The following is a 22842-nucleotide window of genomic DNA, read 5'->3' on the forward strand; positions in this document are numbered from 1 at the left end:
TTGTAACAATGGAAGAGAAAAAACTAGCCAACGTCCTGGAAAATGTTGATCCCTTTACCGTGGAAATTATCAAGGATTCCCTGATAGCCATTGGCGATGAGATGTTTGTAGCCCTCCAACGCACCAGCAAGAGCACCATTATTTACGAGGTCCTTGATTATGCCTGCGGCTTAACTGATAACCAGGGCCGGTTAATTACCCAGGGCAACGGCGTGACCGGCTTTCTGGGCACTTTGGACTTTTCCGTCAAGGACACCATCAATAAATTTGCGGCCCGGGGCCTCTTAAACCCCGGGGACGTCATTATCACCAACGATCCTTACGGCGGTGGCGGTACCCACCTCTCCGACGTTTGCCTGGTCATGCCCATCTTCTATGATGGGGAAATTGTGGCCTATTCGGCCAACAAAGCCCACTGGACCGAAGTGGGCGGCAAGGACCCGGGCAGCTGGACAACCGACTCCACCGAAATTTACCAGGAGGGTCTGCAATTTCCCTGCATCAAAATATTTGATGGCGGCAAGCCAATCCAGAGTCTGGTGGATCTCATCGCCGCCAACGTGCGCATGCCGGATATGACCCTGGGGGACCTCTGGGCCGGAGTCGCTGCCCTGCGGGTAGGCGAAAGACGGTTTGTTGAGCTCTGCGATAAATACGGCAAGGACCTGGTCCTGGCCAGCATCGAGCAGCTCCTGGACAACGGGGAACGGCTGGTGCGCCTGGAATTAGCCAAATTGCCCAAAGGCGTGTACGAGGCTGAAGACTACATCGACGATGACGGTCTGGGTAACGGACCATTCCGGGTCTGCGTCAAAGTGACCATTACTGACGACGAGTTCATCTGTGACTTCCGGGGCACCCATCCCCAGGTGCCCGGGCCGGTGAATTGTAGCTATACCGGGCTGGTGGCCGGGGCGCGCTGCATCTTTAAAGCCATTACCAACCCGGCCATACCTGCCAATGAGGGGACTTTCCGGCCCCTGAAGATCATTACCGAGCCCCGGACCATTTTTACGGCCGAGCGGCCTGCCGCCGTTTCCACCTACTGGGAGACTATGCTCTACGTCACCGATCTCATCTGGAAGGCCCTGGCGCCGGCTATACCGGAACGCTTAACTGCGGGGCACTTCCTCAGCGTCTGCGCCGATGTCCTGGCCAATATCCACCCCGATACCGGCGAACTGGCCCTCTTGGTAGAACCAACGGCCGGGGGCTGGGGTGCCGGCAAATATAAAGATGGCGAGAACGGTATGGTCTGCATCGGCGACGGTGAAACCTATATTATCCCTGTGGAGGTCGCCGAAACCCGTTACGGTTTTCTGGTTGACCGGTATGCTTTAAATACTGCCGGCGGCGGTGCCGGCGAGAACCGTGGCGGCGCCGGGGTCATCCGCGAATACCGCATCCTGGCTGAGGAAGCATACTTAACTGCCACATTCGGACGGCACAAGTACCTACCCTGGGGCATGAACGGCGGCAAACCGGGCACGCGGAATGAAGTACGGGTTATTTCAGCCCACGGTGAACCGGAACGGGTTTTTGGCAAATGCGCCCGCCTGCGCCTGCGCCGCAATGATGTAGTCCGCCTGATTACCGGCTGCGGCGGCGGCTACGGCAACCCTTATCGGCGACCGGTGGAGAAGGTCCGGGAGGATGTCCGTAATGGGTATATCACCTTAACCCAGGCCTGGGAAGATTACGGCGTGCGCCTTAATCCAGAAACTCTGGCAGTTGAGGAACTGGCACCCCAACGACAAGATAATTAAAGCAAAGAATTAACGCCCGGTGCCGGTTTTATCCGTCCACCGGGCTTTTATATTAAAATACTGGTGAGGAAGAGATTAGCAGTCCTTTGAATAGAAAATGTTGCCGCGCCATGAAGCACTATATATAATTTGTTTTTAGGGGTAAGATTTCTTCCAAGTATTTCGATGAAACTGGAGGAAACTCAAGACTTCTGGGGTTTTACAGGAGGCTACAATATATAAAAATTGGAGGGCTCAGTTATGGCAGATAAACAAAAAACAACCGTCCTAGATTTTATACCCAAGTACTTTACCCTGTGGGTAATCGTCTTTGCCTTTCTGGCCATTCTCACCCCCAATACCTTTAAACCCTTGGGCGGTTATATCTCTTACTTTTTAGGAGTAGTTATGCTAGGCATGGGCATGACCCTTTCGGCGGAAGATTTTGCTGCGGTTTTTAAACAACCCTTGAATGTTCTTATTGGTGTAATCCTACAGTTTGTTATTATGCCGGTCCTGGGTTTTTGTATCGCCCGTCTTCTGAATCTATCTCCGGAACTGGCCGCGGGGGTGGTTTTGGTAGGATGTGTACCTTCGGGCACTGCTTCCAACGTGATGACCTTTATTGCCAAAGGGGACGTCGCCCTGTCGGTGACCATTTCCTCTATCACGACCCTGATTGCCCCCTTTATTACCCCCTATCTCTACCTACTTTTGGGGGGGAGATTTATCCCAGTGGAACCTTTGGCGCTGCTCGTTGATATTGCCAAGATTGTTTTGTTACCCATCATTGTTGGACTCCTCATCCGTCAGATCTTGGGTGGCGAAAGAGTCCGGGTAATCAACCAGGTTATGCCTTCGGTCTCTGTTGTGGCCATTGTTCTTATTATCGCTGCAGTGGTTGCCGGAAGCGCCGCCAAGTTGACGAATGTAGCCGGTACCGTATTTTTAGCCGTGATCCTTCATAATGGCTTGGGCTATCTACTGGCCTATTCTGTAGCTCGTTACCTCTGCCGTATGACTGAGGCTCAAGCCAGAGCCGTTTCCTTTGAAGTAGGCATGCAGAATTCCGGCCTGGGGGCGGCTTTGGCTATTAAGTTTTTGACTCCAGTGGCGGCTTTGCCCAGCGCTATTTTCAGTGTTTGGCATAACCTCAGTGGTTCCTTCCTGGCCAACTACTGGGCCAGGCATACGCAGCGGCCCTAGTTGAAAACACCCTCATCCCTTTGAGGGACGGAAAACTATACCCCTTTGACATCCTCCGACCTTAAAATTACGCTAATTTCAAAGACCGGCTGAGGTTTTGATTAAGCTGGCCGGTCTTTCATATTTTCCGGCAGGGCCGTCTTCAGCCGATCCGGTCCTATGGCAGTTATCAGCCCTCCCCTGGGCACGTCCTTCCGCATCCAGGTGCAGACTGGAACCGATGCCGGAGGTTAACAAGCTGCAGGTATTCTGCATACATGGCGTAAATCCCTTGAAGAAACGTTTTTTTTATGATTAACTTATTTAAGTATGAACGATGAGGGCTATTACTATGATTAAATAGAGGTGACGGGAATGGCTATGGAGCTGAAGGTGGATAGGCAAGATTTCCGCTTGCCACAGACCCTCGAAGTCATCCGGGGGAACATAGTTAAATACGGTAATCCCCTGGGGTTGAAGGGCGGCGAAATAGCCGGATGGGCCAGGGACCTCAACCTGCCACGTCAGGGAGACGTCCTTTTATATACCGGCGGTGAATATCAGTTGGTCCCTTATATTGACGGCCTCGTGGATATGCTCATCAAAATGGATCAGGGAAGTGTTACCTTCTCCCTGATGATGGGCATGCGCAACCTGGTAAATAAAGTCGGGATAAACCCTGAGAAAATCGTTGCTGGCGTACGCTCAAAAGAACGGGAACGCTATCGGGATGTAAACCGCAAGGCCGCTTTAATCCTTCAAAAGTTAGGCGTCAAAATCTGTTACCTGGGTGAAGAAGAGCTTTACAGCGGGGCCCTTTTGTATGAGTTCGGGTTTGTGGAAGACCTGCGCCGCCATGCCCGTAAGATGGCCGATTTGCTGAAGTCCACGGGAGCTCGGACTATTATATGCCTTTCGCCCCATGCGGCTGAAGTTTTTAAACTGGTATACCCCCACCTGGTAGTAGATTTCAATTATCGCGTAATCACATTCCTTGAGGCGGTTTACGACATATATAAGAATGGCTCATGGAGACTGACCTCCGGCTTTACGGGCAAGGTGGCAATTCACGACTCCTGCCGGCTGGCCCGGGAATTAGGTATGACCGAGGAACCGCGGGAAATTTTGGCCGCCATGGAAGGAGTAACCCTGGTGGAACCGGAATTCAACCGTCGCTGGACGACCTGCTGTGGCGGGCCGGGCAAAGTTCTTTTCCCGGAATTATCCGGGAAGATGGCCGTCCGTCGGGTGCAGGAGCTTGAAGCTGCCAAAGCAGACGTGGTCCTGACCTTCTGCCCTTACTGCCTGGCGGCCCTCGACAAAGGCCGGAGAGAATCCCAATCCAGCGTGCAGTTTGAAGATTTCATCGAGTTTCTATACAGGGGGATTGTCCAATGAGTTCTTCTCTAGAGCGCCTGTTTCAAAAGTATACGGAGGAGCTAAATAAAGCGGCTAATGATCCTCATATTCAATTAGCCCTTTCGCGAGGCGTTAAATCTTACCGGGAAAACACCGCGGCGGCCCTCAAGCGTTTCCCTCATACGGTAAAGCTCGCCGAAGAGGTTCGCGCCTTAAAGGAAGCTGCTATTGAACGCATGGACGACCTAGTGGCTCAGGCCAGAGAATCTATCGAAGCCAATCACGGCAAAACCTATCTGGCGCGGACCGGCGAAGAGGCGCTGAAAATAGCGGCTGACATCATCGGCACAGGGAAGATAGTTGTCAAAGGCAAAAGCATCGTCGGCGAAGAGCTGGAAGTAAGGGATTACCTCATTGAAAAAGGCAATGAAGTGTGGGAAACGGACCTGGGAGAATTTCTGCTGCAGCTACAAAACGGCAGGCCCATGCACATTGTCTCGCCATCTATCCATGTTCCCCGGGAAAAGGTGGCGGAGGTCTTCACGAAGTTTTTCGGCAGGGAAATTCCACCGGATATTGCTGCAGAAGTAGGGGCTGTCAGGGAATTCATGCGGGAAAAGTATTTCAGCGCCCACTTCGGCATCAGTGGGGCCAACGTGGTTGCCGCAGACTGCGGGGCCATGGTTATCATTGAGAATGAAGGCAACGCGCGCCTGTGTACCGCCGTTCCCCCAGTGCATATAGTCATGGTGGGCATTGAAAAAATTGTACCAACCTTCCAAGATGCCATGAAGGTGGCCGAAGTTACCTGGCGTTATGCTAATTATACTGTACCTGGTTATATTAATATCATCAGCGGTCCCAGCAAAACGGGCGATATTGAAAAGGTAACCACCTACGGTGCCCACGGTCCCAGGGAACTGCACGTTATTTTTGTAGACAACGGCCGCAGTGCAATGGCCGCCGATCCCCTCTTCAAGCAGGGCCTGTACTGTTTAAGATGCGGTGGATGTATGTATGAATGCCCCGTCTTTCAGCTGACCGCAGGATATTTCGGTTACCGCTACCTGGGAGGCATAGGAGCCATATGGACGGCCTTTGTGGCTGGTGGCCTGGAGAATGCCGCTCCCCTAATTTTTACCTGCCTGCGCTGCGGACGCTGTGTAGAACGCTGCCCGGTGAGCATCGACGTGCCTTCGATGATCGCCGAACTGCGCCGGCGGATAGTGGAGCTTTCCCAGAAGGCCGGCTAATAGCGTGAAACCAGATGTAGTGACCCTGGAGGGATGAGGGAAAATGAAAACCCGGCTGCAGCAAGATATGAAAGATGCCTTGAAAAACCACGATAAAATCAGGCTCCAAACCATTCGCATGGTGCTGGCCGCCATCAAAAACGCCGAGATCGAAAAAATGCATCCCCTGTCGGATGAAGAAATGGCGGCCGTTATCCAGAGGGAAATAAAGATAAGGCGAGAAGCCCTGGAGCAGTTTGCCCAGGGGGGCAGAGAAGATTTGGTACACCAGACCGAAGCGGAACTAAAGGTCCTTGAGGAATACCTCCCTAAGCAGCTGGACGATGATGAGTTAAAACAGATCATCATAGCAACCATCGCGGAAGTAGGCGCCCAATCGGGCAAAGAAATAGGAAAAGTAATGGCCGCCCTGATGCCCAAAATACGCGGCCGGGCCGACGGTAAAAGGGCCAATGCGATGGTCAGAGAATTACTACGGGGCTGATGGGGCCTCTTTATCCCGGCGGTAAACGGTACCGTGGACCACGGCGACGGTTACGCCGTCGCTATCGGTAACCGTAATGCGATAAAAGCCCGTCCTCTTGGTGAGGTGCTCTTCCCGGGCTTCGGCCATAAGGAGCGTACCAACCCGTCCCGGCCGCAGGTAATTGATGGTTACCGTCAGGGCGACGGCCGGGTTGCCGTGGGAATTGCTGGCAAGACCCAAAGCCGTATCGGCGAGGGTAAAAATGGCGCCGCCGTGGCCGATGCCGTGAAAGTTCACCATTTTCTCCGTCAAACACATGGCCACCCGCGCGTAGCCGGGTGCCAGTTCCAGGATTTCAATCCCTAAGGAACGGGGAAAGTTGTCAGCAGCATATTTTTCACGTAAGGCCTCAAGTTCTTCCAAAAGATATAACCCCCCTAAGTCGCGTCGCGGCGACAGGCCACAATATGGTAAGTCTTGCCGTCGCCGTCGCCGCGACTTTGATAATCGAAATCGTGATCCTCTAAAAGCTTTATTAACAGGTCTATCTGGTGGGCATCGGCGGCTTCAGCACCGTCAGCAGCCGCATCAGCCGTTCGGCGGCATCGGTAAGCAAGGTGGCGGCGTTTTCCAGGCAGTAGGCTAAAGGAAGCGGCCGGGGGACGATGCTCATAAATCCTTTAATGCCGTGGTCGTAAACGGTTGCGGCACCTTCCCCGATTGAACCGGCCAGGGCCACAACCGGGATGCCGTATTTACCGGCCAGGCGGGCGACGCCGGCGGGGACTTTGCCAAAGGCCGTCTGGTGGTTGATTTCTCCTTCGCCGGTAATGACCAGGTCGGCGCCTTTGGCCAGGATGCCGTCTAGATCCAGGGTTTCCATCACCAGGTCGATACCGCGGCGCAGGGTAGCGCCTAAGAAAGCTACCAGTCCGGCTCCCAGGCCGCCAGCGGCACCGGCTCCAGGCAGTTCCCGGACGTCTTTACCGAGGTCGCGTTTAATGACATCCGCAAGTCTAGCCAGGGCGGCATCCAGACGGGGGATCATTTCCGGGGTGGCACCCTTCTGGGGTCCGTAAATGGCCGACGCCCCCCTGGGGCCGCATAAAGGATTATCAACGTCGCAGGCTACAAGGATTTCCGTTTCCATTATTCTGGGATCGAGGCCCTCTATATCAATACGATTTAGTTCCTCAAGACCTATAGCTCCGCGGCCGATGTCTTTCCCTTCAGCATTCAAAAGCCGAACGCCCAGGGCCTGGGCCATACCGGCGCCGCCGTCGTTGGTGGCGCTGCCGCCGATGCCCACAATGAGGCGCCGGCAGCCAGCGTCCAGGGCCTGGGCGATAAGCTCGCCGGTACCGTAAGTAGTGGTATAAAGGGGGTTGCGCTTTTCCCGCGGCACGAGGGGGAGGCCCGAGGCCTGGGCCATTTCTACCACTCCGGTAGTACCGTCGCCTAAGATGCCCCAGGTGGCCTGTACCGGCTGACCCAGGGGGCCGGTGACCGTGGTGGTAATGGTGCGGCCGCCAGTTGCCGCCACCATGGTGGAGGTTAAACCTTCACCGCCGTCGGCCATCGGCACCATAACCGTCTCTGCGTCGGGGAACACCCTTTTAATACCCGCGGCGATGGCCGCCGCTACGGCGGGCGCATCCAGGCTTTCTTTAAAGGAATCCGGGGCAATGACGATGCGTTTCATTTTCTGACCTCCATGGCAAGATGCTATTGTAAATATTCGCCGGGAAAGTAAAAATACCTACCATTCTTTATCCTTGACACTTAAAAAATGCCTATTTATAATTAAACTGACAACCTTCGTTAGGTGAGGCTTCTGCATAGACAAACGCCACTGCCCGGAAACGTCGAAAGACGCCAATGGGTCAACAGGTATTACCGGCTTAAGGTTTTACCTAATGTGGCTGAGAGTTTTTCTCTAGCTATGCACGTGCCAAAGCTCAACGAGTGGGGGTTAATAGAGTGTTTTTTTGATCTCTATGTCTTCCCACTTGGGAAGACTATTTTATTGGTTGGGAGGTGAACCCCGTGGCGAGGGTAACAAACCTGGCATTAACGATGATGATGACGGCCCTTTTAACTGCTTTTGCCTATTTTGCCTATCAAGGTCATCAGGCGGTAACCCTGACGGGCGGAACGGAACTGGTCACCGGCATTGGCATTCTGCCGTATTACGCCTTCCGGTCCTTTTTAAGAATGCTGGGCGCTTACATCCTGTCTTTAACCTTCTCCCTTATTTATGGATACAAAGCAGGTACCGATCCCCGAGCTGAACGGTGGCTAATCCCTGTTTTGGACATCCTCCAGTCGGTGCCCATCCTGGGGTTCTTCCCGGCCGCCGTTTATTTTTTTGTTTCATTATTTAAGGGAAGTATTCTAGGCGTGGAATTGGCTTCCATATTTCTCATATTTACCAGCCAGGCCTGGAACATGGCTTTCGGTTTTTATGAATCGCTGACGACGATACCGCGAGACATTAAGGAAGCGACCACCGCCTATGGAGTAACGGGATGGCGCCGCTTTTTCAAACTTTACTTACCGGCGGGCATACCCAAGCTGGTGTATAACAGCATCATGTCGTGGGCCGGCGGATGGTATTTCTTGATTGCCGCTGAAATTATTGCCCTGGGACCGGTGGAGTACTCCCTTCCCGGTTTGGGCAGTTACCTTGTTCGGACCACGGAGAGGGGTGAGCTCTTCCGTACCATGGTCGGGCTTTTAACCTTAATTACCTTGATCACATTAATGAACATCTTTATATGGCGTCCCCTTTCTACGTGGGCGGAAAACTATAAATATGAATTTGGCGGCGGCGGCAACCATATCCCGGAAGGATGGGGTTACCGCCTCTGGTGGCAGGCTCCGGGTTTCCGAGAGGTAAGGCTCATTGTCTTAAAGGTCGGAGCCTATTTATCCCAGGCTGTCGAGGGCTGGGCCTTTAAGATAGAAAAGAGAACGGCAAATTGGCATTTCTACCGGCGCATGATGACGGGCGTACGAAGTCTGATTAACTGGATTTTATTACTGCTCGTGGCCTATGCCCTCATTCGCGGTCTCATCGCCCTGTTCGGCCTTTTGTTGCTCCCCTGGCAGCCGGAAATCTTCAGCATCCCCAAAGCTATATTTTTCTCCTTTTTACGCCTGCTTGCTGCTTATTTCATTTCCCTGGGTTGGACGCTGCCGGTGGCCATATGGATCGGGCACAACGATAAGGCTTATAAAATCATGACGCCTATATTTGAGATTTTGGCTTCCGTTCCGGCAACGGCGCTTTTTCCCGTAATTGTTTTCTTTTTGGTCACCTTAACAGGCGGAATGAACCTGGCGGCAGTGTTGCTGGTGCTTACAGGAATGCAGTGGTACCTGCTTTTTAACCTTGTGGCCGGCGTGAAGAGTTTGCCCAGGGATTTAAAGGAAGTTGCGGCGGCCTTTGGCCTTAAAGGTTTTCATTACCTGAGTCGCGTGGTTTTACCGGCCATGGTGCCGTCATTGATTACGGGCAGCATTACCGCCTGGGGCGGTGGCTGGAATGCCTTGATTGTGGCCGAATATGTTGTGTATGCGGGACAAACTTACACGGCCTTCGGCATTGGTTCCCTGCTGGATACGGCTACTTACGGCACCGGTAATTTTCAGGTAATATGGTTCAGTCTGATAGCCATGATGATCACGATTGTCTTCATTAACCGTTTCTTTTGGCGGCGCCTCTATGAAGAAGCTGTAACGCGCTTTAAAATTGAGACCTAAGGAGGTGGTGGGTATGGCCGTTCTTCTCGAAGTAAACCATGTTTTTAAAACCTATGTGGATGCCAATCGTTCCCTCACAGTCCTAAACGATATATCTTTTACCATAAATAAAGGAGAGTTCGTGTGCCTGGTAGGTCCGTCGGGTTCGGGCAAGAGCACCCTCTTAAGGATGGTGGTGGGATTGGACCGGCCCACGCGGGGACAGATTTTCTACCGCGGTCGGGAAGTTAACGGCGTGATGGAAAAGATGGCCATGGTCTTCCAATCTTTTGCCTTGCTGCCGTGGTTGACGGTCATGGAAAACGTAACCCTGGGCCTGGAAGCAAAAGGCCTACCCCGGCAGGAAAGGGAAACCATCGCCAAAAAATATATCGATAAAGTTGGACTGGACGGCTTTGAAGACGCCTACCCTAGAGAACTCTCCGGCGGTATGAAACAGCGGGTAGGTATTGCGCGGGCCTTAACTATGGAGCCAGAACTATTGTGTATGGATGAGCCTTTTTCTGCCCTAGATGCCTTTACGGCCCAGAACTTACGCGAAGAACTCCTCGACCTGTGGCTGGACGTAACCCTGCCGGTTAAATCGGTTTTAATGGTGACCCACGGTATAGAAGAGGCCGTTTTCATGGCCGACCGCATAATCGTCCTGTCCAAACGACCGGCCCGGATCCTTGCCGACGTGAAAATCGACCTGCCGCGGCCGCGCAACATGAAGGACGAAGTTTTTGCCCAGGTAACGGACAAGATATATTCCCTTTTGTTTTAAAGAAATTAGGGGACGACAGCTCGTCCCCTTACCGTTGTTCAAGGGGGATATATTTCCTTTTACCGATGACGTTCTTATAGGCCGGCCTGATAATCCTGCCCCCGCTTATCAATTCTTCCAGTAAGTGGGCGCACCATCCGGAAATCCTGGCGATGGCAAATATTGGCGTATAGAGTTCTATAGGAAGGTTAAGCATTTTATAGACAAAGCCGGAATAAAAATCAACATTGGGGGCCAGGATTTTATCGCTGCCCTTTATGGAAGCAAAGAGCTCCGGCCCTACCTTTTCTATGGTCAAATATAAGCCGAATTCGTCTTCCATATTTTTCTCTTTAGCCAGTTCCGCGGCCTTGGCTTTTAACAGCACGGCCCGGGGGTCGGAAAGGGTATAAACGGCATGGCCGAGGCCATAGATCAGCCCTTTGCGGTCAAAGGCCTCTCCATTGAGAATTTTGGTCAGGTAATATTTAACCTCGTCCTCGTCGGCCCAGTCTTTAACATTGTTCTTTATATCTTCCATCATTTCCATAACTTTAATGTTGGCGCCGCCGTGTTTGGGACCTTTAAGGGAACCGACGGCCGCCGCGATGACTGAGTAAATATCGGTCCCCGTAGAAGCGACAACGTGAACGGTAAAGGTTGAATTGTTGCCCCCGCCGTGTTCGGCATGTAACACCAGGGACAGGTCCAGAAGCTCGGCCTCCAGTCTGGTGTACTGGTTGTCGGGACGGATCATGTACAGGAAGTTTTCGGCCGTGCTTAAATCTGGTTGGGGCAGGTGAATATACAGACTCTGATTACCGTGATAATGGGCTTTCGCCTGGTAACCATAGGCCACCATCACGGGAAAACGGGCGATGAGCTCGATGCTCTGCCTGACGACATTGGGAATACTTAAATCATCGGGGTTTTTATCATAGGAATAAGAGGCCAGGACGCTACGGGCTAGTTTGTTCATTATATCGTTGCTGGGGGCTTTTAGGATCATATCTTCTATAAAGCCTTCGGGCAGATAGCGGTTTTCCCCCAACAGGCGGTTGAACTCCACCAGCTCCTGCCGGGTGGGTAGCTGCCCAAATACTAAAAGGTAAGAAACCTCTTCAAAGCCGAACCGTCCTTCTTTCTGGAAATTTTTAACTATATCCCAGACGTCTATTCCCCGGTAGAGAAGGCGCCCCTGATCGGGGATTCTTTCACCCTCGTCGAGGATGTAACCGTGGACTTCGCCGATATTTGTGAGCCCGACCAGTACGCCGGTACCATCGCTGTTGCGCAGGCCTCGCTTAACGTTGTAGCGCTCGTATAAAGAGGGCTCAATGAAGTTATTTTTTTCGGCCAATGCGGCTAAACGTTCGATATAAGTCTTATCGTTCGTCTGCATGTCGGTTCACCCTTTCTCCGCAAAATAAGGTTGAATATCCTCTATATATTCTTCACCTAAATTCAATTTCCTGCAACCTTATTAAAGCCTGAAGGGCTTTGAACGAAAATACGGGAGCAGTTTCACGCTTAACGCCTTTTTGGGGCTGAATTTCGGCAATAAAAGTCCATATCCGGCACTGAAGTATGTTCTAAGATCTGGTATAATATGATACAATAATGATGCCAGAAACGTCGTATCCTACGATAGGGGGTCATAGCCACTGTGGACGCCGGGCCTTTACCCCAGGTAGGCATAGGGATGGTTATCGGCCTGCTGGAGATGCTGGAGGATGTCCGGGGCAAAGAAGATATATTTAAATTAGCCGGCAGCCTTTCTATGGAACTCGATGACATCGGTCCGGTCATAGAAGCGGCGAAGGTCTTAGGTTTTATAGAAACTACCAACGGCGATATTACCTTGACCGGTCTGGGCAATCAATTATTAAACGCCAACATAGATGAGCGAAAAGAAATAGTAGCCGGCCAGTTGCAGCAGCTGCCGGCCTTTAAAGAGATTCTCGACCTGATTAATTCCAGGCGGGGACGTCAGGTGCGACGGGAGATGGTTGTCGACCGCTTTGCTAGGAGGATGTCCGACGAAGATGCCGAAGTGCTATTTAAAACCCTAGTGGACTGGGGCAGATACGCGGGGATCATAGGTTACGATACGAAGGGAGAAATTTTATATTTAGATGAAGACGGCCCTTGACAAACACGTTGGGGGCCAGTATAATAGACAGTGCTGTGGGGCTATAGCTCAGTTGGGAGAGCGCTTGAATGGCATTCAAGAGGTCAGGGGTTCGACTCCCCTTAGCTCCACCAAAAAAGAAAGCTTCCCGATTTTACCGGGAGGCTTTTTTGTTTTTAAATCAGTGTTTCCGCTGGCCAATTGATGCCCAAAAGGAGCCGGGAAAACTCCCGCACCACCCACGGTGCGATGGAAGCCGTCGACGCCTGCCGCTACATGGCGGCCGATGGTTCAATTTGCAAGGACCTACAGCTGCCGCATTTCGGGCATTCCCCTGGGGCCGGTTTCATGGTTACTTTGGGTTTCTTTTTGATAAGGGAAAACATTTGCATTTCAACCCTGGATTTTCTTATGTAGTTACCCTCCAAACGAAGGGCTCAACTCTTTTAAAAGATCTCTGACATCCTCATAATCGGTGTCCTCGGCATATATCTTGTAAAATTGCTTTAAAGCTTTCTCGGTTTCACCTAATTGTTTATAAGTCAGTCCTAACAAATAACGGAACAACTTCATTTGTTCATTCATGGTTTTTCTACTACGAACAGGACCTTTTTCTAGAATCTCCAGCGCTAACTCGGGCTTATTTAAACCGAGAAAAGCAGAGGCTAATGCATTTATTACTACTAGTTCTTGTTTCATTTCGGTTGGTAGGCCTTGTAAGACTTCAATGGCCTTCTGGTATTGTCCGACAGTCCCTAACGTAACAGCATAATTCAACTTAGTTACGGCATCATCCGGATAATGTGCAAGATATTTTTCAAAGTATTTTATTGCCTCTTCCGGATTATCCAAGCGCCGATACAACAACGCTATCTCGCGATATAATGAATTAACTTCTGGTTTAACTTCCAAGACCTTCAAAAAGGCGTCTAAAGCTTGTTGCCATTCACCTTTTTGTAGGGCTATCTTACCCTGTTGAAAGTAATTTTTAGCCTTACCTGTGGGTGAATTTAAGGACTTGGCTGCCCATACTATTTGACTTATAATGCCTACAACACCTAAGGGCCACCAAATAAAGAAAAATATTACGGATATTAAGAACCATAAGCAGCCAAGGGCAGAAGAAGTTGAATTACTGGCCAACTCTGGAGGAATCTCAAAATTAAAACCTTCACTTTCTGACTGATCAGAAGCCTTCTGCATGACTTTCGGCAATTCTCTGTTTTTCTGTTTCCCAAAATAGTTAATTGCATAAAGCCCTGTCCCTGGAATGCTTGTTGAGGTATAGGCGCCCCGAGGACCAATACCTACTCGAAAGCCTTTTCCTCCAACGCTTACACCAACGCCACGTTTGCTTAAGTTTAGACGAACCCCTTTTGCAATCCGAACGCTTTTTCGAAATCTCCAGCCCAATTACAGTCATCCTTTCTTTAAGTATTGTTGGAGGAAATAAGTTTAAGGTTATTTAATTACTTTAACAGTAGCAGGTTTATTATTTTTGCTTTCTTTTCTCGTTTTCTCTTCTCATGTTCTTACGGCTAATCTGTTTTTCTTCTCTTAATTCTTTAAGACGTTCTTTAAAGTCAGCCACAAACTTCACCTATCATAAATTTCCTATAAAGTTATTTTAGCACATAATGTCCATATAAAAAACAATTTGGACTGAACGACTCTGGCGGGTCCAGGTAGGAGCCTTCGTCGAGAAGGAGAACGCTGAGACACTGGCGAAGAAACTGAGGAGCGAAGGTTATGATGTGTATATTATGCAGCTGAATACCATTTGCTCTCAAATAGATCCGGATGCAGGATAATCCAGGAAACCGTAGAATTATTAACTAATAATGACATTATAGACTTTACGTGGCTGGACTTCCCCCGATAAATAGGACACCAACTTAAGCCACATTTCTCAGGTTCTCATAGTTTTTCTCGAATTCTTCCGGTGTCGCATACCCAAGGGAAGAATGTAACCTGAACCGGTTATAAAAAACCTCAATGTACTCAAAGATTTCCACTCTGGCTTCTGCCCGGGTTTTAAAACGGCGATGGTAGACGAGTTCCGTCTTCAATGTCTTGAAGAAACTTTCCATAGGGGAGTTGTCCCAGCAATCTCCCTTTCGGCTCATGGAACAGATAAAGCCATATTGCTGCAGCAATTGCTGATAATCATGGCTCGCATACTGGCTGCCGCGGTCGGAGTGGATTATTAGTCCCCGGCCCGGCCGGCGGTTGGTGACGGCATTGTTTAAGGCCTCAATCGCCAATTCCCGGGTTAGATATTTCTGCATTGAATAACCTGCAATCCTTCTGGAATAGAGGTCCATAACCGCCGCCAGGTACAGCCAGCCTTCTTCGGTAGGGATATACGTTATATCCGTTACCCATCTCTTATTAGGGCTACTGGCGGTAAACTCCCTGTTTAAGATGTTTTCGGCTACCGGCAGATTATGCCTGGAGTCGGTAGTCACCTTGAATTGGCGTTTTTGGATGGCCTGGATGCCCGCTTCGCGCATCAGCCGCTCTACCCTCTTTTTGCCGCAATGAATACCTTCCTTGCCGAGCTGTTTATGAATACGGGGACTGCCATAGGTTTTGCGGCTCTTGTTGTAGATATGCTCTGCTTTTTCTTTGATAATTTCATCCTGGATTTTACGCTGGCTTACGGGCTTTTTTAACCAGCGGTAATATCCTGTCCGGGACACCTTTAATACGCGGCACATCGTCTCGACACGGAAAGTTCCCGTGTGCTCCCGGATAAACCGATATTTCATCTCGGTGTTTTGGAGAAGATGGCCACTGCTTTTTTTAAGATGTCTCGTTCCTCCTGGACGATGGCCAGTTCTTTTTTCAGGCGGCGGTTTTCTTCTTCAAGTTCGGTGCCGCGCATCTGTTTCCCTAACCCGGGAAAAGCTCGTTCTCCATACTTTTCTTGTTCTCTGCGCCATCTGTTGAGCATGCTGCTGTTGATACCCAGGTCATAAGCAATCTGGCTGGCGGTTTTGTCGCTGGTGCGGCATAGCTCGACGGCATTGCGCTTGAACTCTTCGTCATATTTTCTTCTTTGCTCCCCCATGGACACAACGCCTCCTTACTCTGATTATACACTCTTAACTCTGTGTCCTACAAATCGGGGGAGGGTCAGGCTGTCAGTTTCTAAAGAAGTCTCCATGAAGATCTGCAGCAACTGTCCCTGGTACGAACCTAGATGAGCCTTAAGGCAATAAGGTCCTAGCTTATACGGTTTACCATTTTATTTCAATTTAAGGAGGTTTTTGTATGGCTAATATTGAGGCAAGAGAAATATTAATTAAAGATTTATTGAGTGATAAATTTTTATTTCGTATACCGGGATATCAGAGGCCTTTTACTTGGAATAAGGACAATTTTGATGACCTATTTGAAGATATAAAGCAAAGTATGGAAAATAACGAGGAAAATTATTTTTTAGGGAGTATTATCTTACAAACCGTTGAACAACATGCCGATGGTAGTGGCTTATATGATGTGGTAGATGGTCAACAACGAATCACTTCCCTTATTATTCTTCTTGCAGTAATTAGAGATTTTTTAAGCAAGATAGAAAGAGATTATGCCAGTCAAATTCAAAGCTTGCTTTATCAGAAAGAGGCTAAGTTACTTGGCAAAAAAGAAGCTGTAAGGCTTTTGGTATGGGAAAAAGAACAGGACTTTTTTAAAGAGCATGTTCTTCAGGAAGGTGGTACTGAAAAAAGCCTTAATAGCTTTAATGCTTTAAGTGAAGCCAAACAAAATATGCTAACAGCAGTTAACTTATTTAAGGATAAATTCAATCGTGACGGTAATCTTGATGAGCAATTACTCGTTAATATGAGCAAATACATTCTTAATAATTGCGTATTTGCTTACGTAAAAACAGATAAATTAACTTCAGCGTTTAGGCTTTTTGCAGTTTTAAATACCAGAGGTCTGCCGTTAGCAGCCTCTGATTTGCTTAAAAGCCATAATATAGCGGCTATACCTGATAATTTGCGCCCAAAATATATTCATATCTGGGAAAATCTAGAAGAAGAATTAGGAAGAGATGAATTAGAACAATTAATAGCTTTTATTAGGGATATTTGGGTAAAAGAAAAGGCACAAAGAACTATGTTCGAGGAATATCAAGATAAAATATTTTCCAGTGGAGCAATTTCCTGGGGAGAAGAATTTATCAAGTATTTGCAGAAAATAGCTATCATTTATCAAGAACAAGTACTAAACGGCCAAATAAATCTAAACTCTGATTTACAAGTACAATATCATAATCTAATATCGCTGATGCGCGATCATCTTCCATCTTCATATTGGATCCCGGCATTTTTGCATTTCAGCTCAAAGTTTACAAACGAGAGCAAGAAGGTGATTTTTCTCCAAAAACTAGAAAAGCGTTATGTTGTTGATTGGGTTATAGGTTATACACCGACCCAACGCATGACAACTATTTATAACATAATTAAGCTAATTGATGCCTCTAGCAATGAAGATCAAGTTATTAATGATTCGATCTTTGATACCAGTGTCAGAAAAAGAGAATTTATTACTGCCATAGATGCAGTTGATTTTTACGTAAGAAGTTATTGCAAGTATATATTACTCAGGCTCGACTTATCTCTTTCTGAGAATGCTAATGTAGCTAAGAATTATAAAGGAATAATTACCGTTGAACATATACTACCAAGAAATCCAGATGAAAAAAGTGAATGGATGCAATTATTTGACCTGGATTCACGGAGGGAATGGACCAATAGGCTCGGGAATTTAGTATTATTGAGCCGGAAGAAAAATTCTTCCGCCAACAATCGTCCTTTCCAGGAGAAGAAGAAAAGCTATTTTGGCGGTAGTATGACCGATTTTCAACTCACTAAAGAGATTGATAAGTTTGATGTATGGGATTTACAAAGTGTTAAAAGTAGACATGAGGAATTGTTAAATAGGGCAATTAAGTTATGGCTATAAAAAAAGTGGTGAAACCGGGAGGCGGGCCTATGTTTTCTTTAAGGGAGAATATTGTCCGGGATTATGCAGAATATGTAAAGAGCTTCTTAAAGATAAGGGATGAAAGCATAGCCAGATTCGTCCAGGAAAAACTTGATGCCGGCGAGTTATGGCCGGATGCTTTGGTGCAGCTCAACCCTGCCTATGAGTACGGCCCCAGCATAAATGACTTAGTATCCCGGGGGCTGCTGCATCCATTATGTAAGGAAATATTTCATGGCTTCCGGCTTTACCAACACCAGTACCAGGCCATTGAAGTGGCTTTGCGCCGGGAAAATTACGTAGTAACTACCGGGACCGGATCAGGGAAAAGCATGACCTACCTGATCCCCATTATTGATCACGTTCTTAAACACAATCCTGAAGACGGCAGGGTGCGGGCTATAATTGTTTATCCCATGAATGCCTTCATCAATTCCCAACTCAATGCCATTGACAGTCTGGCTAAAAGCTTTAATGAACGCAATCCCGGAACCCAATTTCCCATAACTTATAATCGCTATACCGGCCAGGAAAGCGACGAGGAAAAGCGGAGCATCCGGGAAAACCCGCCCCACATACTCCTCACTAACTATGTTATGCTTGAGCTGATGCTAACCCGGCCAGAGGAGCGCCCCTTTGTCGACCGTACGTTTACGGCACTGGAGTTTCTAGTCTTTGATGAACTCCATACCTACCGTGGGCGCCAGGGAGCAGACGTAGCCCTGTTGATAAGGCGCTTGCGGGAACGCTGCGGTAATCCCGATTTAATTCACATTGGCACCAGCGCCACTATGATTACTGGTGGAAATCTATCCGATCAGCAACAGGTTGTAGCCAGCGTGGCCAGGAAGATCTTTGGTGTTGACGTCAAACCTGAGAATATAATTACCGAAACCTTGAAGCCCGTCTTCTCTATATCCTACACCCGGCAACAACTGGCGGCAGCAGTTTTAGGGCCTCTACCGCAGAATGAAGCCGAGTTTCTGCAGTCGCCCCTGGCAGCCTGGATTGAAAGGACCTTTGGTCTAGAAGAAATCGGAGGTTATTTAAAACGCCGCGTTCCCATAACCCTGCAGGAGGGTGCCGCCCGGCTTGCCGCGGAAACCGGTATTGAGATAGAGACCTGTGCCCGGCGCCTGCAGGATATGCTTCTTTTTGGAAGTAAAATTAAACTCCCCGACGGCAACCCTCTTTTTGCCTTTAAGTTGCACCAGTTTATTTCCCAGGGCGGCTCGGTTTATGCTACGCTGGAAACCAAAGCCAAGCGTCAACTCACCCTGGTAGCCCAGCATTACGCCCCAGACGGCCAGAAACTTTTATTTCCCTTGGTCTTTTGCCGCGAATGCGGGCAGGAGTATTACTTGGTGGAATTGCATGCCCAAGAGAAAAGGGTGATACCCCGACCGCCGGAAACCGGAGCTACCAGCGAAGAGGCGGAAGATGGTTACCTGCTCCTGGATGAAGAAGGTATTTGGACGGATGACCTCGACCTGCTACCGGAGAATTGGTTTAATATAACTAACCGGGGCGAGAAACGCCTAAAAAGGGAGTATCAACCCTTTGTCCCCCGGCGCCTTTTTATCCAGCCAGACGGCATAATTGTTGAGGAACCGGGGGCTGATAATGTACCCTGCTGGTTTTTGCCGCGTCCTTTCCTGCTCTGCTTGACCTGTGGTGAAGTATATACGCGTCGAAACCGGAATGAATTTCGGAAACTCGCCCATCTTTCCAGTGAGGGCCGGAGTACCGCTACCACCCTTCTTAGCATTTCAGCTATTACCAACATCCGGCGGCGGAACCTTTTTCCCGAAAATGCTCAGAAGCTGTTGAGTTTTACCGATAACCGCCAGGACGCTTCCCTGCAGGCAGGTCACTTTAATGATTTTGTTGAGGTTGCTCTGCTGCGTTCTTCTATCTACAAGGCTTTGGAAGAGAATCAAGCCCTTGACCATACCAATATTGCCATGAAGGTGACCGACGCCCTGGCCCTCGATCAAGCCGCCTACGCCCGGGAAGTTGGTACTTACGGCAGTCTGGCCCGCCGCAACCGGGAAATCCTTGAGGCTTTAATTGAATACCGCATTTATGAGGATTTACGGCGCGGATGGAGGGTGGTGCAGCCCAACCTGGAGCAGTGCGGTCTTTTACGTATCGACTACGATGGTTTAGAAGATCTTGCCGGGATAACTTCTCCTGGCAGAACCATCCGGTCCTGGCCCAATCTTCATCAGAAATACGGTTTAAGGCCATCTATGCCTTTTTAAACTACCTGCGGCGCAAGCTGGCTATCCATGCCGATTGCCTGCAGCCCCGCTATCAAGAGAGCCTGCGGCGCCGGGTAAGGGAGGCTTTAAAAGAGCCTTGGACCTTTGAAGAGAATGAACGGTTAAGGCAGGCTGCTTGTTTTGTTTTGCCGGGTTACCAGACGGCAGGGCAAGAAATTGAATTCAGCCTGGGGCCGCGCAGCAGTTTGGGCCGTTTTTTGCGTGATAAGAGGACCTTGGGTTTGGCTACCAACCTTTCGGAAGCGTCCTATCAGGAATTCCTGGAAGCGCTATTGGCGGTGCTTAGAGGGGCAGGCTTTATAACGTATATAGATGGTTCAGAAGGCAGGGCTATACAGCTCAGGAGCGACTGCCTGATCTGGCGGTTGGGGGATGGTACCCCGCTAGAGCCAGATCCCGTTTGGAGCCGGCGTATTGAGACGGCAACCAGCTCCCAGGTAAGCCGCACCGTTAATGCTTTTTTCCGCGATTTTTACCAGCACACAGCCTGGCACCTGCGCGATCTCCAGGCCCGGGAGCATACCGGCCAGGTTTCTATAAAAGACCGGCAGGAGAGGGAGAAACTTTTCAAAGAGGGTAAACTGAGTTGCCTTTTCTGTTCACCAACAATGGAACTAGGCATAGATATTGCCGATCTCAACCTGGTGCACTTGCGTAATATACCGCCCACGCCGGCCAATTACGCCCAGCGTAGCGGCCGGGCCGGTCGGAGTGGGCAGCCGGCCTTAGTTTTAAGTTACTGCGGCGCCAGCAGTGGTCACGACCAGTATTTCTTCCGCCAACCCCATCTGATGGTAGCCGGGGCCGTGGCACCGCCGCGACTGGATCTAGGCAACGAAGAGCTGGTAAAAGCCCATGTTCATGCCATCTGGCTGGCTTATACCGGTCTTTCCCTGGAGAGGGCTATACCGGATATCTTAGATGCCGAAAACGCTGCGGCGAATTATCCCCTCCGGGATAATGTCCAGGCCCAGTTAAACTTTTCCCAGCAACGTTTTAAGGAGTGTTTTACCTCCTGCCGCGAGGTGCTGGCTTCCTGTGGCGAAGAGTTGAGCGCTGCAGAGTGGTATTCCGAGGAATGGCTGGAAATGGTTTTGCGTCAGGCCCCTGCGGAGTTCGACCGCGCCTTTGACCGCTGGCGCCAGATGTTTGCCACTGCCAATCGCCAGCTTCAAGAGGCGCGGGCTATTATCGATCGTTCGCACGTTAGCAGGGCGATCCCCCGGGAGCAAGTCGAAGAGGCTCGCCAGCGGGAACAGGAGGCTTTACGCCAAAAAGACCTGCTCTGTTGCAAAAACACCCGTCCAGAAGAATCCGACTTTTATCCCTATCGTTATCTGGCCAGTGAAGGCTTTTTGCCTGGCTATAATTTCCCCCGTCTGCCGTTAAGGGCCTATATACCTAAGGGTGCAGAACACTAGCGTTGCATAAAAATTTTTAGCACAGTGCAAGGCAATATATGGAAGGCAGAATATGTTATATAATAACATTAATGGTGTATACAACCATGCATTTTCTTCCTTCACTGGCCAAAGGACTTAGGTTATCAGGGGTAGTCCTTATCCACATATTGCCATATAAAGTTGCTTAAAGAACTAAGGGGTCATAAGTTACGTCGTTTAAATAATCAGCTTCGCCAGCTAAAACTTGCTTTACTAAATCCTGATAGATGCCTTCATAGTCTATCTTGTGCCGCCCATAAGACCTTCGTTTGGGTTTACGGTGCAGGCTTTGGACGAAGAAGGTAAAGGGCTCATATAGACAGGTGCGGATTAAACGTTTAATAGTGAGCAATGGTCCTTGATAGCCGGCCTTTAATTGCAGCATAACCATCAGGCAGTAGGTTATTAGCGCTATGAAGAGCTGGTTTTCTACAGCCTGTTCGCTTTTACCATAAAAATGTTTCACCTGCAGGTGTTGTTTCATCCATTTGAAGAAGAGTTCTATCTGCCAGCGCTTACGATAAATCTCGCTTAATTCTTCCGCCGGTAACTCGAAATCATTGGTGACTATAATTACCGGTTGCCCTTGGGTATCTTCGGTTGTTATCAGCCGTAAAGGGTGCTTCATTTTGGTAACTCCATCTTTGCCAAGGTAAACAAGCTGTTCCTTTTTAACCTTGCTGTCAGGGTTTACCGGCAACTCGGCGATTATTTCTACCAGAGCATTACCCTTTAAGCGGCTGGCAAAGCGGACGCCTTCTTCACAGTATCTGTCAAACTTCTTGTAATCGACATAGCCGCGGTCAAAGACGTTTAAGGCTTCTTCTTCCTCTACTACGAGGGTATCCATCTGGGTTTTATCTGCCTTCCGGGCCGGGGTGACAATTGCTTTATCAGGTAGAACCTCTTCTTCACAGAACTTTAAGCGCAGGTGGAGTTTTATCCCGCTTTTAGTCCTACGAAACTCGGCCCAGAGGTACTGGGTAAAACAGAGACTAATGATAGTGGAATCGATGAGGTAAATACGTCCTGCGGTATTTCTTAAGTTTTCAAAGCCGATTTCCCGGCCTATCCGGGTGGTGAGATGGCTGAATAATAGCCGGATGAATTGCGGCGATAAATCCCTTAAACGGCGCGCTATCTGGGAGAAACTGATACTCTCTAAATTGATAGCCAGGCTAAATTGCGGGTCATTGAAGCTATTGCTGATATCCCGCAAGCCATTAAGTTGTTCCAGCTGAGCGAAGGCTATTAGTTTAATGAGTTGAAGGGAATTTAGCTTCTTAGCGTACTTATCGACCCCCATACCGGCGGTTAACTGCCAAAAATAGTCGTTAGAAACTGGAGCAAACAGTTGATGAAATGTGGATAATGTGGTATCCTTACCTTGCATTTGGGCCTCCTTATGTTAGAGGTTGGGGCAAGGACTACCCTCAATCTCTAGTATAAGGAGTTTTTTCTTGCAAGGCTA

The 22842-nt window shown here is 49.3% G+C and carries 19 protein-coding genes, 1 tRNA gene and 1 riboswitch; of the genes, 14 read left to right on the top strand and 6 right to left on the bottom strand.

Going from position 1 to position 22842, the window contains the following annotated elements:
* Positions 1 to 8: 8 nt before the first annotated feature.
* From MHFGQ_RS01720 to MHFGQ_RS01740, 5 genes are all read left to right on the top strand, one after another.
* On the top strand, positions 9 to 1766 hold the full coding sequence (locus MHFGQ_RS01720; protein ID WP_106005705.1) for a hydantoinase B/oxoprolinase family protein: 1758 nt from the start codon (positions 9 to 11) through the stop codon (positions 1764 to 1766).
* A gap of 240 nt (positions 1767 to 2006) precedes the next feature.
* Positions 2007 to 2951: a bile acid:sodium symporter family protein gene (locus tag MHFGQ_RS01725; RefSeq protein WP_106005706.1), complete on the top strand. Its 945-nt coding sequence runs from the start codon at positions 2007 to 2009 to the stop codon at positions 2949 to 2951.
* A gap of 354 nt (positions 2952 to 3305) precedes the next feature.
* Positions 3306 to 4328 (top strand): (Fe-S)-binding protein, encoded by a 1023-nt coding sequence (locus MHFGQ_RS01730; protein ID WP_106005707.1) that lies wholly within the window; start codon positions 3306 to 3308, stop codon positions 4326 to 4328.
* Complete coding sequence (locus MHFGQ_RS01735; protein ID WP_106005708.1) at positions 4325 to 5542, top strand: LUD domain-containing protein; 1218 nt, start codon at positions 4325 to 4327, stop codon at positions 5540 to 5542. The genes MHFGQ_RS01730 and MHFGQ_RS01735 overlap by 4 nt, the downstream gene beginning before the upstream one ends.
* A 43-nt stretch (positions 5543 to 5585) precedes the next feature.
* Positions 5586 to 6026 carry a GatB/YqeY domain-containing protein gene (locus MHFGQ_RS01740; protein ID WP_106005709.1) on the top strand — a complete coding sequence of 147 codons (441 nt, stop codon included), beginning with the start codon at positions 5586 to 5588 and terminating at the stop codon, positions 6024 to 6026.
* Here MHFGQ_RS01740 and paaI read toward each other — a convergent pair.
* Both paaI and MHFGQ_RS01750 read right to left on the bottom strand, forming a co-directional pair.
* Positions 6015 to 6431, bottom strand: coding sequence for a hydroxyphenylacetyl-CoA thioesterase PaaI (gene paaI, locus MHFGQ_RS01745; RefSeq protein WP_106005710.1), 417 nt, complete (start codon positions 6429 to 6431; stop codon positions 6015 to 6017). The two genes, MHFGQ_RS01740 and paaI, sit on opposite strands and share 12 nt — an antisense overlap.
* A gap of 121 nt (positions 6432 to 6552) precedes the next feature.
* Positions 6553 to 7710 carry a glycerate kinase gene (locus MHFGQ_RS01750; protein ID WP_106005711.1) on the bottom strand — a complete coding sequence of 386 codons (1158 nt, stop codon included), beginning with the start codon at positions 7708 to 7710 and terminating at the stop codon, positions 6553 to 6555.
* A gap of 108 nt (positions 7711 to 7818) precedes the next feature.
* A riboswitch (M-box (ykoK) riboswitch) is annotated at positions 7819 to 7985 on the top strand.
* 69 nt (positions 7986 to 8054) lie between these two features.
* Here MHFGQ_RS01750 and MHFGQ_RS01755 point away from each other — a divergent pair.
* Both MHFGQ_RS01755 and MHFGQ_RS01760 read left to right on the top strand, forming a co-directional pair.
* On the top strand, positions 8055 to 9773 hold the full coding sequence (locus tag MHFGQ_RS01755; protein WP_106005712.1) for an ABC transporter permease: 1719 nt from the start codon (positions 8055 to 8057) through the stop codon (positions 9771 to 9773).
* Positions 9774 to 9786: 13 nt separating this feature from the next.
* Entirely contained in the window at positions 9787 to 10539 is a 753-nt protein-coding gene (locus MHFGQ_RS01760; RefSeq protein WP_106005713.1) for an ABC transporter ATP-binding protein, read from the top strand.
* A gap of 28 nt (positions 10540 to 10567) precedes the next feature.
* On the opposite strand, the gene MHFGQ_RS01765 is transcribed toward MHFGQ_RS01760, so the two are convergent.
* Complete coding sequence (locus MHFGQ_RS01765; protein WP_106005714.1) at positions 10568 to 11920, bottom strand: citrate/2-methylcitrate synthase; 1353 nt, start codon at positions 11918 to 11920, stop codon at positions 10568 to 10570.
* A gap of 264 nt (positions 11921 to 12184) precedes the next feature.
* Between MHFGQ_RS01765 and MHFGQ_RS01770 the strand changes: the two genes are divergently transcribed.
* The 3 genes from MHFGQ_RS01770 (at position 12185) to MHFGQ_RS01780 (ending at position 13066) form a co-directional block, all read left to right on the top strand.
* Positions 12185 to 12670: an AAA-associated domain-containing protein gene (locus MHFGQ_RS01770; RefSeq protein WP_170066309.1), complete on the top strand. Its 486-nt coding sequence runs from the start codon at positions 12185 to 12187 to the stop codon at positions 12668 to 12670.
* A gap of 37 nt (positions 12671 to 12707) precedes the next feature.
* Positions 12708 to 12783: transfer RNA gene (locus tag MHFGQ_RS01775), tRNA-Ala, on the top strand.
* A 70-nt stretch (positions 12784 to 12853) separates the two neighbouring features.
* On the top strand, positions 12854 to 13066 hold the full coding sequence (locus MHFGQ_RS01780) for a hypothetical protein (RefSeq protein ID WP_106005715.1): 213 nt from the start codon (positions 12854 to 12856) through the stop codon (positions 13064 to 13066).
* On the opposite strand, the gene MHFGQ_RS01785 is transcribed toward MHFGQ_RS01780, so the two are convergent.
* The gene (locus MHFGQ_RS01785; RefSeq protein ID WP_106005716.1) at positions 13067 to 14062 is read right to left on the bottom strand and encodes a tetratricopeptide repeat protein; all 996 of its coding nucleotides are present in this window, start codon (positions 14060 to 14062) and stop codon (positions 13067 to 13069) included.
* Between the two features lie 242 nt (positions 14063 to 14304).
* Between MHFGQ_RS01785 and MHFGQ_RS01790 the strand changes: the two genes are divergently transcribed.
* Positions 14305 to 14460, top strand: a complete 156-nt coding sequence (locus MHFGQ_RS01790; RefSeq protein ID WP_106005718.1) for an SPOR domain-containing protein — start codon at positions 14305 to 14307, stop codon at positions 14458 to 14460.
* 84 nt (positions 14461 to 14544) lie between these two features.
* On the opposite strand, the gene MHFGQ_RS01795 is transcribed toward MHFGQ_RS01790, so the two are convergent.
* Positions 14545 to 15722 (bottom strand): IS3 family transposase gene (locus MHFGQ_RS01795; protein ID WP_106005281.1). Its coding sequence is split into 2 segments (ribosomal slippage): positions 14545 to 15461 and positions 15461 to 15722, totalling 1179 coding nucleotides; the frame shifts between segments, so codons are not numbered across the junction.
* Positions 15723 to 15925: 203 nt separating this feature from the next.
* Between MHFGQ_RS01795 and MHFGQ_RS01800 the strand changes: the two genes are divergently transcribed.
* From MHFGQ_RS01800 to MHFGQ_RS01810, 3 genes are all read left to right on the top strand, one after another.
* Positions 15926 to 17623: a DUF262 domain-containing protein gene (locus tag MHFGQ_RS01800; RefSeq protein ID WP_106006519.1), complete on the top strand. Its 1698-nt coding sequence runs from the start codon at positions 15926 to 15928 to the stop codon at positions 17621 to 17623.
* A gap of 29 nt (positions 17624 to 17652) precedes the next feature.
* Positions 17653 to 19908 (top strand): DEAD/DEAH box helicase, encoded by a 2256-nt coding sequence (locus MHFGQ_RS01805; protein WP_170066412.1) that lies wholly within the window; start codon positions 17653 to 17655, stop codon positions 19906 to 19908.
* A gap of 299 nt (positions 19909 to 20207) precedes the next feature.
* Complete coding sequence (locus tag MHFGQ_RS01810; protein WP_245907917.1) at positions 20208 to 21350, top strand: helicase-related protein; 1143 nt, start codon at positions 20208 to 20210, stop codon at positions 21348 to 21350.
* A 166-nt stretch (positions 21351 to 21516) separates the two neighbouring features.
* Here the strand turns inward: MHFGQ_RS01810 and MHFGQ_RS01815 are convergent, their stop codons facing one another.
* Complete coding sequence (locus tag MHFGQ_RS01815) at positions 21517 to 22764, bottom strand: IS4 family transposase (RefSeq protein ID WP_106005600.1); 1248 nt, start codon at positions 22762 to 22764, stop codon at positions 21517 to 21519.
* Positions 22765 to 22842: the final 78 nt, after the last annotated feature.

The organism is Moorella humiferrea, from assembly GCF_039233145.1.
In the GTDB taxonomy this organism is placed as follows: Bacteria; Bacillota; DSM-521; order Neomoorellales; family Neomoorellaceae; genus Neomoorella; species Neomoorella humiferrea.

Coding starts and splice junctions, on each gene's coding strand:
- MHFGQ_RS01800 (WP_106006519.1), top strand. CDS start 15,926: ATGGCTAATATTGAGGCAAGAGAAATATTAATTAAAGATTTATTGAGT.
- MHFGQ_RS01815 (WP_106005600.1), bottom strand. CDS start 22,764: ATGCAAGGTAAGGATACCACATTATCCACATTTCATCAACTGTTTGCT.
- MHFGQ_RS01740 (WP_106005709.1), top strand. CDS start 5,586: ATGAAAACCCGGCTGCAGCAAGATATGAAAGATGCCTTGAAAAACCAC.
- MHFGQ_RS01805 (WP_170066412.1), top strand. CDS start 17,653: ATGTTTTCTTTAAGGGAGAATATTGTCCGGGATTATGCAGAATATGTA.
- MHFGQ_RS01720 (WP_106005705.1), top strand. CDS start 9: ATGGAAGAGAAAAAACTAGCCAACGTCCTGGAAAATGTTGATCCCTTT.
- MHFGQ_RS01765 (WP_106005714.1), bottom strand. CDS start 11,920: ATGCAGACGAACGATAAGACTTATATCGAACGTTTAGCCGCATTGGCC.
- MHFGQ_RS01750 (WP_106005711.1), bottom strand. CDS start 7,710: ATGAAACGCATCGTCATTGCCCCGGATTCCTTTAAAGAAAGCCTGGAT.
- MHFGQ_RS01760 (WP_106005713.1), top strand. CDS start 9,787: ATGGCCGTTCTTCTCGAAGTAAACCATGTTTTTAAAACCTATGTGGAT.
- MHFGQ_RS01730 (WP_106005707.1), top strand. CDS start 3,306: ATGGCTATGGAGCTGAAGGTGGATAGGCAAGATTTCCGCTTGCCACAG.
- MHFGQ_RS01725 (WP_106005706.1), top strand. CDS start 2,007: ATGGCAGATAAACAAAAAACAACCGTCCTAGATTTTATACCCAAGTAC.
- MHFGQ_RS01735 (WP_106005708.1), top strand. CDS start 4,325: ATGAGTTCTTCTCTAGAGCGCCTGTTTCAAAAGTATACGGAGGAGCTA.
- MHFGQ_RS01780 (WP_106005715.1), top strand. CDS start 12,854: ATGCCCAAAAGGAGCCGGGAAAACTCCCGCACCACCCACGGTGCGATG.